This is a genomic window from Delftia sp. DLF01 (genome assembly GCF_014852125.1).
GTDB classification, from domain to species: Bacteria; Pseudomonadota; Gammaproteobacteria; order Burkholderiales; family Burkholderiaceae_C; genus Comamonas; species Comamonas acidovorans.
The window spans coordinates 1,631,705-1,646,834 of sequence record NZ_JACVAZ010000001.1 but is presented as its reverse complement, the minus strand read 5'-3'; the positions used below and the strand labels follow the sequence as shown (position 1 = coordinate 1,646,834).

Genomic DNA, 15,130 nt, shown 5'->3' with positions numbered 1-15,130 from the left:
CTCCACTTCATTCCGCAAGGATCTTTCCGATGCTTCCCCAAGTGCCTCCCGCGCAACTCAACGATTGGCTGAACCAGCACTCCAGCGGCTCCGATGCCCTGCCCCTGGTGCTGGACGTGCGCGAGCCCTGGGAAGTGGCCCAGGCCAGCGTACGCCCCGAGGGCTTCGAGCTGCGCTGCATCCCCATGGGCGAGATTCCCTCGCGCCTGCAGGAACTCGATCCGGATCACCCCACAGCCTGCCTGTGCCATCACGGCGCACGCAGCATGCATGTCGCTGCCTTCCTGATGAACAACGGCTTCGAGACCGTGGCCAATATCAGCGGAGGCATCGATGCCTGGTCGCGCGAGCGCGACCCAGGCGTGCCGCGCTACTGAGCGGCAACACGCAAAAGAAACCCGGGACACGGCGGTACACCAGCCGTCCCCGGTGCTTCGTGACGACTGTGTTTTGATTCGAGGACCTCTATGCCCCTGCTTCGGCCCCTTGCCCCTGTCGCTTCCGCCCTGACCCGCCCATACGCCTGGCCCCTGCGCCACATGGCCTTGCTGCTGTGCGCGGCGGGCATGGGCTCGGCCCTGGCACAGGCTCCTGCCCCAGCCGTCCTTGCGCCCGCCCCTGCGGCCCCGCAGTCTGCCCTGCCCTCTCTGACAGCCTCAGCGGCCACGGGCCAGAACCTGTCCGAACTGGTGGCCAAGGCCCGCGGCTACGACGCCCAGTGGCAGGCCCAGCAGGCCGACGCCCAGGCCGCCGCCAGCCGCGCCGAGCAGGCACGCTCGGGCCTGTTGCCCAGCGTGGGTCTGCAGGCCGGTGCCAACACCTCGCATGTGGAAGTCAGCGTGCTGCCAGGGAGCTTTCGCTCGCCCCAGCAGAACCTGCAGCTCAGCGCCCAGCAGCCGCTGTACCGTCCGGCCAACAAGATCGCCTACGACCAGGGCCAGCGCGGCGTGGACGTGGCGCGCGCCCAGTTGGACAGCGGCGAGCAGAACCTGCTGGTTCGCGTGGCCCAGGCCTACTTCGATGTCCTCGGCGCCCAGGACAGCCTGGCCGTGGTCAAGGCACAGAAGGCAGCCATTGCTCAGCAGCTGGAATTCGCCAAGCGCAACTTCGAGGTCGGCACGGCCACCATCACCGACTCGCGCGAAGCCCAGGCACGGTTCGACCTGGCCGGCGCGCAGGAAATCGCCGCCGAGAACGATCTGCGCGTCAAGCGCCTGGTGCTGGACCAGATCGTTGGCGCCGTGGGCACCGTGCCCCGCCCCCTGGCCCAGCCGCTGCAGTTGCCGGCCCTGATGCCCTCCGACGCCCAGGCCTGGGTGGACACCGCACTGCAAGGCCAGCCCCAGCTGCGCCAGGCCCGCCTGGCGCTGGACATCGCCCAGCTGGAAACGAAGAAAGCCGAGGCCGGCCACAAGCCCACCGTGGACCTGCAGGCCGGCTACGTGGTCAACCGCTATCCCAATGGCTCGGTCACACCGCAGATCGGCACCAGCTACCGCACCAATGCCGCCAGCGTGGGCGTGGTCATGAACCTGCCGCTGTTTGCCGGCTTTGCCGTTCAAAACCGCATCAAGGAAACCCTGGCGCTGGAAGACAAGGCGCGGGCACAGCTGGACGACGCCCAGCGCAACGTGGAGCAGAGCACGCGCACGGCCTTCTTCGGCGTGCAGTCGGGCCAGGCACAGGTCAAGGCGCTGGAGGCCGCGCTGGCGTCCAGCCAAAGCGCGCTGGACGCCAACAAGCTCGGCTACGAGGTCGGCGTGCGCATCAACATCGACGTGCTCAACGCGCAAAGCCAGCTCTACCAGACCCAGCGCGACCTGGCCCTGGCGCGCTACCAGGTGCTGCTGGGCCAGCTCAAGCTGCGCCAGGCCGCCGGCACGCTCAGCGACGACGACCTGCGCGCCATCGATGCGCTGTCGCTCCGCGCGCCAGCCCCTTGAATCCCTGAAGCGCCCGCACGGCCGGCATTGCCCCGGGCTGATGCCCGGCCGCCGCGGGCCGCGCGCCTGGCGCAGCAGTCCTGTGCTCTGGCAAAGCCGAGGCACGCAAACCCGCCACGACCAGCATCCAGGCAGCCAGCGCGCACAGCGCCGCCAGACGACTCAGCAAGGAACAGCGGGAGAGTCTTGGCATGCGTGCCTTGCCTTCGTGGGAGTTGTCGAGCGGGCCACTGTGGCAAACCAGCCTGAAGACCTGCCCCGGCTTTCCTGAAGGGATGCTGAAGCGCATCGTCCCCGCCTTGACCGATACTCGCGGCAGCCCTCCCGCAGGCGCCGGTCCACGGCATGGGAGCGGCACAGGAAACACACGATGAGACTGCTGCTGGTGGAGGACGATCTGGATCTGGGCAATGGCGTGCGCATCGCATTGGGCGATCACGCCATGGACGTGGTCTGGGTGCGCCGCCTGTCCGATGCGCTGCGCACGTTGGAGCAGCAAAGCTTCGAGATGGTGTTGCTGGACCTGGGCCTGCCCGATGGCGACGGCATCAGCCTGCTCACGCGCCTGCGCCGCGAATGGCGCCGCCTGCCCGTGCTGATCCTGAGCGCACGCGACAGCCTGCACGACCGGCTGCACGGCCTGGACAGCGGCGCCGATGACTATCTGGTCAAGCCCTTTGCCCTGGCCGAACTGGTGTCACGCGTGCGCGCCCTGGCACGCCGCAGCTATGGGCAGGGCGACGGCACGCTGCATCTGCGCGGCCTGTCGCTGCACGAGCCCACGCGCCGTGTCAGCGTTGCAGGCCAGAACGTCGAGCTGTCCCGCTGCGAATTCGACCTGCTGGCCCTGCTGCTGCGGCGCATGGACCGCGTGGTCACGCGCAGCGGCATCGAGGAGGAAGTCATCCCGGGCGGCAGCGCCAACGGCAGCAATGCGCTGGAGGTCCATGTCTCCAACCTGCGCCGCAAGATCGGGCCGGGCTTCATACGCACGGTGCGCGGCATTGGCTATGTCATCGACTCGCAGCCGATGGCCCCCCTGTCCTGACCATGACATCGCACACCCTGCAGGGGCAACAGGCCAGCCCGAGATGGCGCCGCTGGCTGCGGCCCACCCTTGGCCGGCGGATGCTACTGGCCCAGATGGGCGTGCTCACCGCGATCTGGACCGCGTTGCTGGTGGCAGCCATCTACATGGCCCACTTCCACAATGAATTGCTGGTCAGCAAGCCTGTCTACGAACTTGTCATGGCAGTGGCCGAGGACCTGGCCGACCTTCCGGACCGCCAGCAGCACAGCCTGGCCGCGCTGGACACGGCCCTGCGCCATGAGTACGGCGACGGAGACGACGACATCCGCTTCACGCCCACGCTGCTGGTCTGGCAGCGCGGCCAGCTCCTGTACCGCTCGCCCACGCCGGCACCCACGCTGCGCAACCGCGTGCTGGACACGGTCGAGGACATAGATTTCGAAGGGCAGACCTGGCGCATGAGCACGCTGCGCTCGGCCTCGGGCCAGACCGAAGTCACGCTGATGCTGCCGTCCTTCAAGGAACTGCTGATCACCCTCAACACCCGCAGCTATTACCTGCTGCCGCTGCTGATCAGCCTGCCCTTCCTGGCCTTTCCTGCCTGGTGGTCGGTACGCGCGGCGCTGCGCCCGCTGCGCCGCGTGGGCGACGAGCTGGCCACGCGTGGCCCCGACGACCTCAGCGCGCTCACCTATGCGCCGCCACACGCCGAGCTGCGGCCGCTGGTGCAGGACATCAACGCCCTGCTGGCCCGCGTGCGCTCCAGCAGCGAGCGCGAGCGCAACCTCATCGCCGATGCGGCCCACGAACTGCGCACGCCGCTGGCAGCCATGCACGTCAACGTCGAGGCCCTGCTGCGCCTTGGCAGCGAACCGCGCCAGCAGGAACTCATGGACAGCCTGCTGCGCAGCAACCAGCGCGCGAGCCGCATGGTGGCCCAGCTGCTGCAACTCATGCGCAGCGAGACCGAAGCGCCCGGCATGGCCATGCAGCCGCTGCGCCTGGACCTGCTGCTGGAAGACCGGCTCGCCGCACTCGACGCCCTGGCCTGCCGCCGCCCGGTGGAACTGGCCCTGGAAGCCAGCGAGCCACTGAGCGTGATGGGCGAACGTGAAGGCCTGGTCTCGCTGATCGACAACCTCGTGGACAACGCCATCAAATACAGCCCCGCGCACGCCACCATCAGCGTGCGCCTGCAGCGCCAGGGCGACCAGGCCGTGCTCCAGGTGCGCGACCGTGGCCCGGGCATCGCCGAGGCCTGGCGCCAGCGTGTCTTCGACCGCTTCTTCCGCGTGCCCGACCAGAGCCAGAGCGGCAGCGGCCTGGGCCTGGCCATCGCCAGAACCGTGACCGAGCGGCACGGCGGCAGCATCGAGCTGCTCAGTGCGGATGATGGAGGGCTGCTGGCTAGTGTGAGCCTGCCGGTGCTGCAGGAAGGATAGGGCCCTTGATGCGTGCATGGGCCCAGGATTGCAGAGCCAACAGTCCAGGAACTAGACTGGGCCCGTAACCCGTGAGCGAAGGAGCGCAATCATGAAATCCTGGCCTGTGCAAGATGCCCAAGACCACTTCAACGAGCTTCTCGAAGCCTGCCTGACCGATGGCCCGCAAGTGTTGACCCGGCGTGGCGCAGACACTGCCGTGCTCGTTCCGATGCAAGAGTGGCGCCGCCTGCATCCCGCTGCCGAACCTGCTTCGCTCAAGGAACTGCTGCTCTCGGAAGTGGGCCGCGCAGACCTGCTGATCCCGCCGCGCGGCCAGGCACACCGCAGGCCCATCGAACCCGGCAACTGAGTGCGCCAGAAATGTATTTGCTGGACACCAACATCATTTCAGAGCTGCGGCGCCCCAGGCCCCACGGAGCCGTCCTGGCCTGGCTTCAATCCCTGCCTGAGCCGGAGCTCCATCTGTCCGCGGTCAGCCTGGGCGAAATCCAGGCGGGCATAGAGCTGACCCGGCAACAGGATGCTGAGAAGGCCCAGGAAATCGAACGCTGGGCAGATCTGGTCTCCGCCTCCTACAACGTGCTGCCGATGGATGCCGAGACCTTCCGCATCTGGGCCCGGCTGATGCACGGGCGCTCCGATGCGCTGTATGAGGACGCAATGATTGCAGCCACGGCCATCCGCCACAGGCTGGTCGTGGCCACACGCAACATTCGCGACTTCGCGGATTTTGGCGTGGCGCTTGTCAACCCCTTTGAGTCGCCCTTTCGCTGAACGGGCAAAAGCCCTTTTGCTGCGCAGTCTTGCCTGCCCGCCCCCTGGCACAGGAGGATCAGGCAAGCGACCGCAACAGCCCGGTCACCGCCTGCGCCGTGGCCTGCGCGGCCCCGCGGTGCTGGTCCAGGAAGCCGCGCGCCTGGGCCACGGCATGGGCGTGGGCCTGTCGGTCCCGGGCCAGGTCCACGGCCAGGCGCAGTCCATGTGCCATGTCGGGCGCCCGCAGCGCGGCGCCGGCTTCGCAGGCCAGGTCCGAGGCTTCGCTGAAGTTGAAGGTATGCGGCCCCAGCACCACGGGGCAGTCGCAGGCCAGGGCCTCGATGAGGTTCTGGCCGCCCAGCGGCGCAAAGCTGCCGCCCATGAGCGTGGCGTCGGCCAGGCCGTAGTACAGGGCCATCTCGCCCAGCGAATCACCCAGCCAGATGTCGATGTCATCCGCCGCAGCCCCGCAGGGCGGGCCACCCACCCACTGGCTGCGGCGCGAGACATGCAGGCCGCCGCCAGCCAGCAGCGCCGCCACTTCGTCAAAGCGCTGCGGATGGCGCGGCACGACCAGCCATTGCACGGCCCGGCCTGCCGGCCCCAGCGTGCGCAGGGCGGACAGCAGCATGGCCTCCTCGCCCTCGCGGCTGCTGGCCAACAGCACCACAGGGCGGGACAGGCCGGACTTCCATTGCCGGGCGCGCTCCAGCAGCGCAGCGTCCGGACGCGCATCGAATTTCAGGTTGCCGAGCACGCCGCGCACGGGCGCACCCAGCAGGCGCAGGCGCCGGGCATCGTCCTCGGTCTGCGCCCAGACGGCGGCCAGGGCGGCATAGGTGGGCCGCGCCAGCGGCGCCACGCGCAGCGCCTGGCCCAGTGATTTGTCGCTGAGCCGTGCGTTGGCCAACGCCAGCGGCACGCCTTCTTCGCGGCAGATGGCGACCAGGTTGGGCCACACTTCGGTCTCCATGAGCACGCCGACCGCGGGCCGGAATTGCTGCACGAAGCGGCGCACGGCCGCTGAGGTATCCCAGGGCTGCCAGACCTGCAGGTCGCCGGGCTGCAGCAGCCGGCGGCCTTCGGTGCGGCCTGTGGCCGTGCCATGGGTCAGCAGCAGGCGCATGCCGGGCAGGCGCTCGCGCAGCGCGGTCAGCAAGATGGCGGCAGCACGCGTCTCGCCCAGCGATACGGCATGGATCCAGACCCACTGCCCGCGCCCGTCCTGCCCCAGCGTGGCCGGCTGGTAGCGGCCAAAGCGTTCGGGAATGTGCTCGGCATAGACGTGCTCGGCCTCGGCGCGGCGCAGCAGCTTGCGGCGCAGAAGCGGCTGCGCCGCCCAGGTCACGGCGCTGTACAGCGCGCGCGCCCAGGACGTGGGAGAGCGTGAAGTCATCGCCTGGCGCGCAAATCAGTGCGCGGCGCCGCCAACCTGCGCGCCGGGCTTGACGCGCTCCAGCAGCGCCAGCATCTGCGCCTCGATGCGCGACAGCGCCTCCTGGGTCTGGCCCTCGAAGCGCAGCACCAGCACGGGCGTGGTGTTGCTGGCGCGGATCAGGCCGAAGCCATCGGCCCAGTCCACGCGCAGGCCGTCGATGGTGCTGACCTGGGCCGGTGCGGCAAAGGTCTCGGCGGCCAGGGCCTGCAGTTCGGCGGCCAGGCGATGGGGCTCGCCCTCGGCGCAGGCCACATTCAGTTCAGGGGTTGAAAAGCTGGTGGGCAGCGCGTTGAGCAAGGCGCTGGGGTCGGCCTCGCGGCTGACGATCTCCAGCAGGCGGCAGCCCGCGTAGGTGCCGTCATCGAAGCCATACCAGCGCTCCTTGAAGAAGATGTGGCCGCTCATCTCGCCGCCCAGCGGCGCGTCCAGTTCCTTCATGCGGGCCTTTACCAGGGAGTGCCCGGTCTTGAACATCACGGGCTCGCCCCCGGCCTCGCGGATGGCGGGCGCCAGGCGCTGCGTGCATTTCACGTCGTAGACGATGCTGCCGCCCGGCACGCGCGAGAGCACGTCCTTGGCGAACAGCATCATCTGGCGGTCGGGGAAGATGTTCTGGCCATCCTTGGTGACGATGCCCAGGCGGTCGCCATCACCGTCGAAGGCCAGGCCCAGTTCGGCGTCCGAGGTGCGCAGCGCCTCGATCACGTCGCGCAGGTTCTCGGGCTTGCTGGGGTCGGGATGGTGGTTGGGGAATTCACCGTCCACTTCGGAGAACAGCTCGATCACCTCGCAGCCCAGGGCGCGGAAGATGCCGGGCGCCGAGGCACCGGCCACGCCGTTGCCGCAGTCCACCACGATCTTGATGGGGCGCGCCAGCTTCACATCACCCACGATGCGCGCCTGGTAGTCGGCCTGCACATCGGCGCGGCGCACGCTGCCGGTGCCCGTCAGGGTCCAGTCGTCGCTCTCGACACGGCGGCGCAGCGCCTGGATTTCCTCGCCGTAGATGGCGCGGCCGGCCAGCACCATCTTGAAGCCGTTGTAGTCCTTGGGGTTGTGGCTGCCCGTGACCTGGATGCCAGAGCGCGCCAGTGTGCTGGCCGCGTAGTACAGCATGGGCGTGGTGGCCAGGCCGATGTCGATCACCTCGATGCCGACCTCGGTCAGGCCGGCGATCAGCGCCGCGGACAGCGAGGGTCCCGACAGGCGGCCATCGCGTCCCACGGCCACCACGGTCTCGCCGGCCGCCAGGGCCGCCATGCCGAAGGCGCGGCCCACGCCAAGCGCGACCTCCTCGTTGAGCGTGGACGGCACGATGCCGCGGATGTCATAGGCTTTGAAGATGGAAGATGCGACCTGCACGTCGAAAACGCTTTCTCGTCGGTTGAAAACAGGGCGCCGCAGCCCGGAACCTGGCCCGGCTGCGGCCCAAGCCGCAATTGTAGGCGCGGCAGGCTTGTAGGCGCGGCAGGCAGAGGCGCCGGCGCACGTCACCCCGGCTGCAAGCGGTTGCGGCGCGTGCCCTGCCTCACAGCTGCTGCTGCACGTGGGCGAGCGCGGCCGGATCTTCCATGGTGCTGAGGTCGCCCGGGTCACGACCCTCGGCCACGGCCTGCATGGCGCGGCGCAGCAGCTTGCCGCTGCGCGTCTTGGGCAGCGCACTGACGAAGACCACGCGCGAGGGCCGGGCCACGGCGCCCAGGCGTGCATCGACCAGCTTCATCACATCGGCCTGCAGCGCCGAGCGCTCGGCCTCGCCCTCCAGCGCCGTCCGGGGCACGGCAAAGGCCAGCGCCACCTGGCCCTTGAGCTTATCGGCCACGCCGACCACGGCGACTTCGGCCACCTGGGGATGGGCGGAGATGCATTCCTCGATCTCGCGCGTGCCCAGGCGGTGGCCGGCCACGTTGATCACGTCATCCGTGCGGCCCAGGATGAAGAAGTAGCCGTCCTCGTCGCGAATGCCCCAGTCAAATGTGCTGTAGACCATGCGGCCCGGAATGCTCTTCCAGTAGGTATTGACGAAGCGCTGATCGTCACGCCAGACGGTCTGCATGCAGCCCGGCGGCAGCGGTCCCTCGATGGCCAGCACGCCCTTTTGCCCGGCACCGAGCAGTTCCTCGCCCGTGGCCTCGTCGATCAGTTTCACGTCATAGCCATAGACGGCCTTGCCGGGACTGCCGAAGCGCGTGGTCTGCTGCTCCACGCCGTTGCACAGCGTGAGGATGGGCCAGCCGGTCTCGGTCTGCCAGTAGTTGTCGATGATGGGCTTGCCCAGGGCCTGGCTGATCCACTGCGCCGTGGGCTCGTCCAGCGGCTCGCCGGCCAGCCACAGCGCCTTGAGGCTGGAGATATCGTGGCGGTGCAGGTACTCGGCATCGTGCTTCTTGAGCACGCGGATGGCCGTGGGCGCCGAGAACATGTGGGTGACCCGGTACTTCTCCACGATGCTCCACCAGATGCCTGCGTCGGGGCGTATGGGCAGGCCCTCGTAGAGCACGGTGGCCATGCCTGCGATCAGCGGCGCATAGATGATGTAGCTGTGGCCCACGACCCAGCCGATGTCGCTGGTGCAGAAAAAAGTCTGCCCTGCCTCGGCCCCGAAGATCAGCGGCATGCTGGCGGCCAGCGCCACCGTGTAGCCGCCCGTATCGCGCTGCACGCCCTTGGGGCGCCCCGTGGTGCCGCTGGTGTAGAGCGTGTAGCTGGGGTCGGTGGATTCCACCCAGGTGCAGGCGACCTGGGCGTCGGCGTGCAGCGCACGCAGGCTGGTCCAGTCGTGGTCACGGCCGGCGCGCATGGGCGCAGGCGCCAGGCCACGGTCCACGATGAGCACGGCCGCTGGCTTGTGGCTGGCCAGTTGCAGGGCCTCGTCCAGCAAGGGCTTGTAGGCCACGACGCGCCCGCCGCGCGAGCCCGCGTCGGCACTGACGATGACCTTGGGCTCGGCATCGTCGATGCGCGAGGCCAGCGCCGCCGAGGCAAAGCCGCCGAACACCACCGAATGGATGGCACCCAGCCGCGCGCAGGCCAGCATGGCAAAGGCCGCCTCGGCAATCATGGGCATGTAGATCTGGACGCGGTCGCCCTTTTGCACGCCCAGCGACTGCAGCACGGCGGCCATGCGCTGCACCTCGGCATGCAGTTCGCGGTAGGTGTAGACCTTTTCCGTGCCGGTCTCGGTGGAGATGGCGATCAGCGCGTTCTGGTCGGCGCGCTCGGCCAGGTGCCGGTCCACGGCGTTGTGGCAGAGATTGGTCTGCCCCCCGACAAACCACCTTGCAAACGGCGGATTGTCGTAGTCGCAGATGCGCTGGGGCGGCACATGCCAGTCGATGCGGCGGGCCTGCTCGGCCCAGAAGGCATCGCGCTCCTCGATGGAGCGGCGGTGGAAATCGTCGAAACGCGGGGCCATTGTCTGTCTCCTGTCGTTGTCATGGATTGGTGGCTTCTGAATTCATAATTATTCATAATGCGCTTGCCAAAAGCTGACAACTCCGCGCTGCGCGGGCAGACAGGCCCCTTCAAACTCAGAAGCTGTAGCGCAGGCCGACCGAGATCTCGCTGGAACTCAGCTTGGCGCGCATCTGCTCATCCTGCAGGCCACGGACATTGGTGAAGTTGTTGGCGCCGCTGTGGGTCTTGCCCATGCCCACATAGCGGTAGCCCAGGTCGATGCTGACCTTTTGAATCGGCGAGTAGCTGACGCCAAAGCCCAGCGCATAGGCAAGATTGTTCTGGGAATCGCTGAAGTACTGGCGATTCGGATTGCCTTGCCAGCCGCTGGACTGCAGGTGGGCCAGGCCCAGGCCCGCCGTGCCGTACACGGAGAACTGCGCGTTCAGGGGGAAATCCTTGTACGCATTGATCATCAGGCGCTGAGAACGGATGCTGTGGTGATTGAAACTCGTGGGAAAGCGCGTGGAGCCGCTGGTGAATTCGTTGCTCCTGGGCAGGGTGTACTCGGCTTCCAGGCGCCAGTCCGACGGGAGCTGATAACCCAGGGCCAGAGAGCCGCCTGTAGCGCGGCGACTGTCGTCGCCAGGCACGAACTGCCCCAAGCCGGGGCGGGCGCTGGAGTCCATATCGTGGGCCTTGTAGTTGGCGGAGTTGATGCGGACGGCGCCATAGAAATGGTCGGCAGCCAAAGCGCTGCCCGAGGCGGTCAGGATCAGGGCGGTGAAGGTCAGAACGTGCTTCATACAGTCTCTCTTGGGGGAATGCCGCCACTGTAGAAAAACGCCCTGCCCGCGCCTATTCGGCCGGCTACGCACGCAGCTCCGTAGAACTACGCGGTGCAGCGACGGCCCGCCTCCCGAGAACAGACAGGTCACCATGAAAAAAGGCGCTCCAAAGAGCGCCCCAATACGGCGGACCCAGGAACCCGTGCCTTACTTGACCAGGGCAAGCAGCTCCTTGAAGGCCGGATGCTCGCAGCTGCGCAGCCACTCGAAGGCCACCATCTCCGTGGTAACCAGCTCGGCACCTGCTCCGGCCAGGCGGTCGAAGGCGGCATCGCGGTTGCGCTCGGTGCGCGAGCTGCAGGCGTCGGTGACGACCCAGACATCGAACTCATCTTCCAGCAGCTCCAGCGCCGTCTGCAGCAGGCAGACATGGGCTTCACAGCCGGCAATCACCACCATGCTGCGCTCGGGCGCCTGCTGCTGGGGCTTTTGCAGGTGCTTGGGCAGGCTGCGTGCATTGCCGCCCTGGGGCCGTGCAGGAGGACGCAGCCACTCGCCCAGGCCCTCGGCCACGGCGCTGAAATGCATCTTGGACAGGGTCCGGTCGCACAGCGCGCGCAGTTCGGCGTCGTTGGCGCCCAGGCGCGAGGGGTTCTGCTCGGTACCGAAGACCGGCACGTCCACCAGCTGCGCCAGGCGCGCCAGCTTCACGGCATTGGCCAGAACTGCCGGTCCCTCGAAGATGGCCGGCATCAGGCGCTCCTGGTAATCGACGAGTACGAGCTGGGAGTCGGTGGCTTCAAGCAGCATGGCGGATCTTTCTTGGGAATATGGGGCGGCGCGGGCCGCCCTTCTTATAGAGGACAAAAGGGAAAGCTTTCCATTGTCGCAGCTTGCGTGCGCTCCCTGCCGCGCAGCCCGGATTCCTGAGGTAACTCAAAAACCCAGGCTTTCGGGGGTCTTATCGAATTTGTCCTACGTTTTTGCGTGGTAATCTCGCGCCCCATGTCCCGATGGCTTATTGCACTCCTGTTTGTCAGCGTCACGGCACACGCGGCTCCGCCCGAAATGCGTGACGACGATATGAACCAGCTGCTGGTCAACCGCAGCCTCATCTCGCAGCTGCGCGAAGCCCGCCACCACATGGCGGAACGCACTTCCGACTTCGTCAAGGAAGCACGACAAAGCGTCGCCGAAAAGACCTCCGATCTGGTCGTGACCGCCATGGGCTTCATCGGCGTTCCCTACCGCCGCGGCGGCAACAGTGCCGAGACCGGCTTCGACTGCAGCGGCTTCGTCCGCGCCATCTACTCCGAAACCCTGGGCAAGGTCCTGCCGCGCCGCGCTGACCAGCAGGCACAGGCCACGGAGAAAATCGACAAGAACGAACTCAAGCCCGGTGATCTGGTGTTCTTCAACACCATGCGCCGCACCTTCAGCCATGTCGGCATCTATGTCGGCGACGGCAACTTCATTCATGCACCGCGCACCGGTGCGCAGGTTCGCGTGGAAAGCATGCAAAGCGCGTACTGGGCCCGCCGCTTCGATGGCGCCCGCCGCGTGCAGGACGCCGACGGCCTGGGCCTTGACGCCAGCAAGGCCGCTCTGGCCCTGCAGATGCAGGCAAGCCAGCTGCAGTGATCGCAGCGTCTTTTGCGCCAATCCACAAACGCCTGCACATGCAGGCGTTTTGTTTTTCAGGGCCCTGCTCTGGCTTCGTCCCAGGTTGAGATGCTGTCCGACAGGGCCACTCGGTGCCGGGCCCTAGAGTCGCGGCATGGAAGCTTCAGTTCGGAGAAAAGCATGATGTCCTTGATTGGTACCCTCATCGTTGGCCTGGTCGTTGGCTTGCTGGCGCGGGCACTCAAACCCGGCGATGACAGCCTTGGCTGGATCATGACCATCCTGCTCGGCGTGGCAGGATCGTTTCTTGCCAGCTACGTCGGTGTCGCCATGGGCTGGTACGAGGCCGGGCAGCCCGCAGGGTGGATCGCCTCCATCGTGGGCGCCATCGTCATCCTCTTCATCTACAGTCTGGTGCGCAGCAAGAGCGCACGCTGACCCCCTGCGCGCCAGCCGCATCCGCCGGCTGGCGCATTTTCCTGATCGACATCTGCCCCGTCTTCACTGGCACGCATGATCTTTCGCACATCGGACAAAACCCCTCCCCCTCCACCACCGCGCCAAGATGTGGCGCAGGCGGCCGAGAGCGCGCGCAAGTTGCTGCACCGGCGTGCGCTGGTCGGCGCAGCGGCCAGCAGCCTGCCCATTCCGGGCCTGGACTGGCTGGTGGATGCGGCACTGCTGGCGCGGCTGCTGCCACGCATCAACCGCGAATTCGGCCTCACGCCCGAACAGTTGGACAAGCTGGAACCCGGCAAGCGCGAGCAGGTGCAAAAGGCCGTGGCCATGGTGGGCTCGGTGCTGATCGGCAAGCTGATCACGCGCGACATGGTGGTGCGCCTGGCGCGCGCGGCCGGCATGCGCATGACGGCCACGCAGGCCGCCAAGTACGTGCCGCTGGCAGGCCAGGCCGCAGCGGCAGCGCTGGGCTATGCCACGCTGCGCTATCTGGGCGAGCGCCATATCCAGGACTGTATTCGTGTGGTCGAGCATGCAGAACTCGACATTCCCTCGCGGCTTGATCGCACGGCGCGCAAGGTCGAGCAAACAGGTCAGCAATTGGAAGAGGCTAACAAGGCCGACAGGACCGACAAGGACGGGCGCGAGGCCGAGCCCGCTCCCGAGCCTTCCGGCAAGCGCCCGCGCTTCTGGCGCCAGCCCGATCGCGGCCCCTGGGGCCGCTCCCAGTAGACGGCTATCAGCCCAGGTCCGACGCCTGGTGGCGCTCGGGCACCTGGGTGGCTTCATCTCCCCAGGTACGGTTCACGCGGCGGCCCCGCAGCACGGCCGGCCTTTGGGCAATCTCCCTGGCCCAGCGCATGACATGCGTGTATTCATGGGCTGAGAGGAACTCGGCCGCGCCATACACCTCGTTGAGCACCAGGGCCCCATACCAGGGCCAGATGGCGATATCGGCAATGCTGTAGTTCGCACCCGCAATGAACGGATGCAGGGCCAGCTGGCGATCAAGCACATCAAGCTGGCGCTTGGTCTCCATGGTGAAGCGGTTGATGGGGTACTCGAACTTCTCGGGCGCATAGGCATAGAAATGTCCGAAACCGCCGCCAAGGTAAGGTGCCGACCCCATCTGCCAGAACAGCCAGTTCAGCGTCTCGGTGCGCGCAGCGGGCTCGGCAGGCAGCAGCGCACCAAACTTCTCGGCCAGGTACAGCAGGATGGAGCCTGACTCGAACACGCGCACCGGCGGCTCGACGCTGCGGTCCACCAGCGCCGGGATCTTGGAGTTGGGATTGACCTCGACAAAGCCGCTGGAGAACTGGTCGCCTTCGCTGATGCGGATCAGCCACGCGTCGTACTCCGCGCCGGCATGGCCCAGCGCCAGCAGCTCCTCCAGCATGATGGTGACCTTCACGCCGTTGGGCGTAGCCAGCGAATACAGCTGCAGCGGCTGCTGCCCCACCGGCAATGCCTTGTTATGGGTGGGACCGGCGACCGGGCGGTTGATGTTGGCAAAGGTGCCGCCCGAAGGCGCTGGCTGCCATACGGCGGGCGGGACATAGGTGGAGCTGTCGGTCATGCAGGATTCCTGTGGTTCGCGGGCTGGGGAGAGGTGCCCGGCTGAAAGTGATTGTCCCGTCACCGGCGCGCTCTTGCCGGCGTGCGCGGAACGCCGCCACGGCGCCCGGGGATTTGCCACAATCGCGGCATGACTGCCGCCCCCACCTCCGCCCGCCAGTTCTGGCTCATGAAGAACGAGCCAGACGAATTCTCCATAGACCACGCGCTGGCCGCACCGCAGGCCACCATCGCCTGGGACGGTGTGCGCAACTACCAGGCGCGCAACTTCATGCGCGATGCCATGCAGGTGGGCGATGGGGTGCTGTATTGGCACTCCAGTTGCGCCGAGCCCGGCATCTACGGCATCGCCCGCATTGCAGGCAACCTGCGCGTCGATGCCTCGCAGTTCGACCCGCGCAGTCCCTACTACGACCCCAAGTCCTCGCCCGACAAGCCACGCTGGCTCACGCTGGACGTGCAGGCGCTGCGCAAGACACGCACGCTGCAGATCGCCGAGCTGCGCGAGCATCCCGAGCTTGCCGGCATGCGTGTACTGCAAAAGGGCAACCGCCTGTCGATCACGCCGGTCACGCCCGAGGAATGGGCCTTCATCGAAGGCCTGCTCCAACCCGCCTGAGCTGCCGACCCGCCCCGCCCCGCCGCGGGCTGCTTTCTTACAAGCAAGAAGCTTC

Annotated in this window: 16 protein-coding genes; 10 read left to right on the top strand and 6 right to left on the bottom strand. The window is 67.3% G+C overall.

Translation table 11 applies throughout. The features are described 5' to 3' along the window. The first annotated feature begins 29 nt into the window (after nucleotides 1-29). The 6 genes from IB269_RS07325 (at nucleotide 30) to IB269_RS07300 (ending at nucleotide 5,192) form a co-directional block, all read left to right on the top strand. Nucleotides 30-377, top strand: a complete 348-nt coding sequence (locus IB269_RS07325) for a rhodanese-like domain-containing protein (protein WP_012205782.1) — start codon at nucleotides 30-32, stop codon at nucleotides 375-377. Between the two features lie 90 nt (nucleotides 378-467). Continuing rightward, nucleotides 468-1,943 (top strand): TolC family outer membrane protein, encoded by a 1,476-nt coding sequence (locus IB269_RS07320; RefSeq protein WP_071956050.1) that lies wholly within the window; start codon nucleotides 468-470, stop codon nucleotides 1,941-1,943. Nucleotides 1,944-2,313: 370 nt separating this feature from the next. Then, the gene (locus IB269_RS07315; protein WP_013802240.1) at nucleotides 2,314-2,991 is read left to right on the top strand and encodes a response regulator; all 678 of its coding nucleotides are present in this window, start codon (nucleotides 2,314-2,316) and stop codon (nucleotides 2,989-2,991) included. Nucleotides 2,992-2,993: 2 nt separating this feature from the next. Then, nucleotides 2,994-4,415, top strand: a complete 1,422-nt coding sequence (locus tag IB269_RS07310) for a sensor histidine kinase (RefSeq protein ID WP_097202249.1) — start codon at nucleotides 2,994-2,996, stop codon at nucleotides 4,413-4,415. A gap of 91 nt (nucleotides 4,416-4,506) precedes the next feature. Beyond that, on the top strand, nucleotides 4,507-4,767 hold the full coding sequence (locus tag IB269_RS07305) for a type II toxin-antitoxin system Phd/YefM family antitoxin (protein WP_097202248.1): 261 nt from the start codon (nucleotides 4,507-4,509) through the stop codon (nucleotides 4,765-4,767). A gap of 11 nt (nucleotides 4,768-4,778) precedes the next feature. Beyond that, complete coding sequence (locus IB269_RS07300) at nucleotides 4,779-5,192, top strand: type II toxin-antitoxin system VapC family toxin (RefSeq protein ID WP_097202247.1); 414 nt, start codon at nucleotides 4,779-4,781, stop codon at nucleotides 5,190-5,192. Between the two features lie 58 nt (nucleotides 5,193-5,250). Here the strand turns inward: IB269_RS07300 and IB269_RS07295 are convergent, their stop codons facing one another. The 5 genes from IB269_RS07295 to IB269_RS07275 all read right to left on the bottom strand — a co-directional run bounded on the left by IB269_RS07295 (nucleotide 5,251) and on the right by IB269_RS07275 (nucleotide 11,606). Continuing rightward, the gene (locus tag IB269_RS07295) at nucleotides 5,251-6,570 is read right to left on the bottom strand and encodes a 3-deoxy-D-manno-octulosonic acid transferase (RefSeq protein ID WP_192366767.1); all 1,320 of its coding nucleotides are present in this window, start codon (nucleotides 6,568-6,570) and stop codon (nucleotides 5,251-5,253) included. Nucleotides 6,571-6,585: 15 nt separating this feature from the next. Further along, a complete protein-coding gene (locus tag IB269_RS07290; protein ID WP_065346582.1) occupies nucleotides 6,586-7,974 on the bottom strand; it encodes a phosphomannomutase/phosphoglucomutase in 1,389 nt (462 codons plus the stop codon). Nucleotides 7,975-8,140: 166 nt separating this feature from the next. Then, nucleotides 8,141-10,027, bottom strand: coding sequence for a propionate--CoA ligase (locus IB269_RS07285; RefSeq protein ID WP_192366766.1), 1,887 nt, complete (start codon nucleotides 10,025-10,027; stop codon nucleotides 8,141-8,143). Between the two features lie 115 nt (nucleotides 10,028-10,142). Next, entirely contained in the window at nucleotides 10,143-10,814 is a 672-nt protein-coding gene (locus IB269_RS07280) for an outer membrane protein (protein WP_099733507.1), read from the bottom strand. A gap of 189 nt (nucleotides 10,815-11,003) precedes the next feature. Beyond that, nucleotides 11,004-11,606 (bottom strand): isochorismatase family protein, encoded by a 603-nt coding sequence (locus IB269_RS07275; RefSeq protein ID WP_063325974.1) that lies wholly within the window; start codon nucleotides 11,604-11,606, stop codon nucleotides 11,004-11,006. 195 nt (nucleotides 11,607-11,801) lie between these two features. Here IB269_RS07275 and IB269_RS07270 point away from each other — a divergent pair, with 195 nt between their 5' ends. From IB269_RS07270 to IB269_RS07260, 3 genes are all read left to right on the top strand, one after another. Beyond that, nucleotides 11,802-12,437: a C40 family peptidase gene (locus IB269_RS07270; RefSeq protein WP_012205793.1), complete on the top strand. Its 636-nt coding sequence runs from the start codon at nucleotides 11,802-11,804 to the stop codon at nucleotides 12,435-12,437. Between the two features lie 162 nt (nucleotides 12,438-12,599). Further along, nucleotides 12,600-12,857 carry a GlsB/YeaQ/YmgE family stress response membrane protein gene (locus IB269_RS07265; RefSeq protein WP_012205794.1) on the top strand — a complete coding sequence of 86 codons (258 nt, stop codon included), beginning with the start codon at nucleotides 12,600-12,602 and terminating at the stop codon, nucleotides 12,855-12,857. 75 nt (nucleotides 12,858-12,932) lie between these two features. After that, on the top strand, nucleotides 12,933-13,610 hold the full coding sequence (locus IB269_RS07260) for a hypothetical protein (protein ID WP_097202244.1): 678 nt from the start codon (nucleotides 12,933-12,935) through the stop codon (nucleotides 13,608-13,610). A gap of 7 nt (nucleotides 13,611-13,617) precedes the next feature. On the opposite strand, the gene yghU is transcribed toward IB269_RS07260, so the two are convergent. Beyond that, nucleotides 13,618-14,457: a glutathione-dependent disulfide-bond oxidoreductase gene (yghU, locus tag IB269_RS07255; RefSeq protein ID WP_097202243.1), complete on the bottom strand. Its 840-nt coding sequence runs from the start codon at nucleotides 14,455-14,457 to the stop codon at nucleotides 13,618-13,620. A 129-nt stretch (nucleotides 14,458-14,586) separates the two neighbouring features. Here yghU and IB269_RS07250 point away from each other — a divergent pair, with 129 nt between their 5' ends. Then, nucleotides 14,587-15,075, top strand: a complete 489-nt coding sequence (locus IB269_RS07250) for an EVE domain-containing protein (protein ID WP_034394174.1) — start codon at nucleotides 14,587-14,589, stop codon at nucleotides 15,073-15,075. Nucleotides 15,076-15,130: the final 55 nt, after the last annotated feature.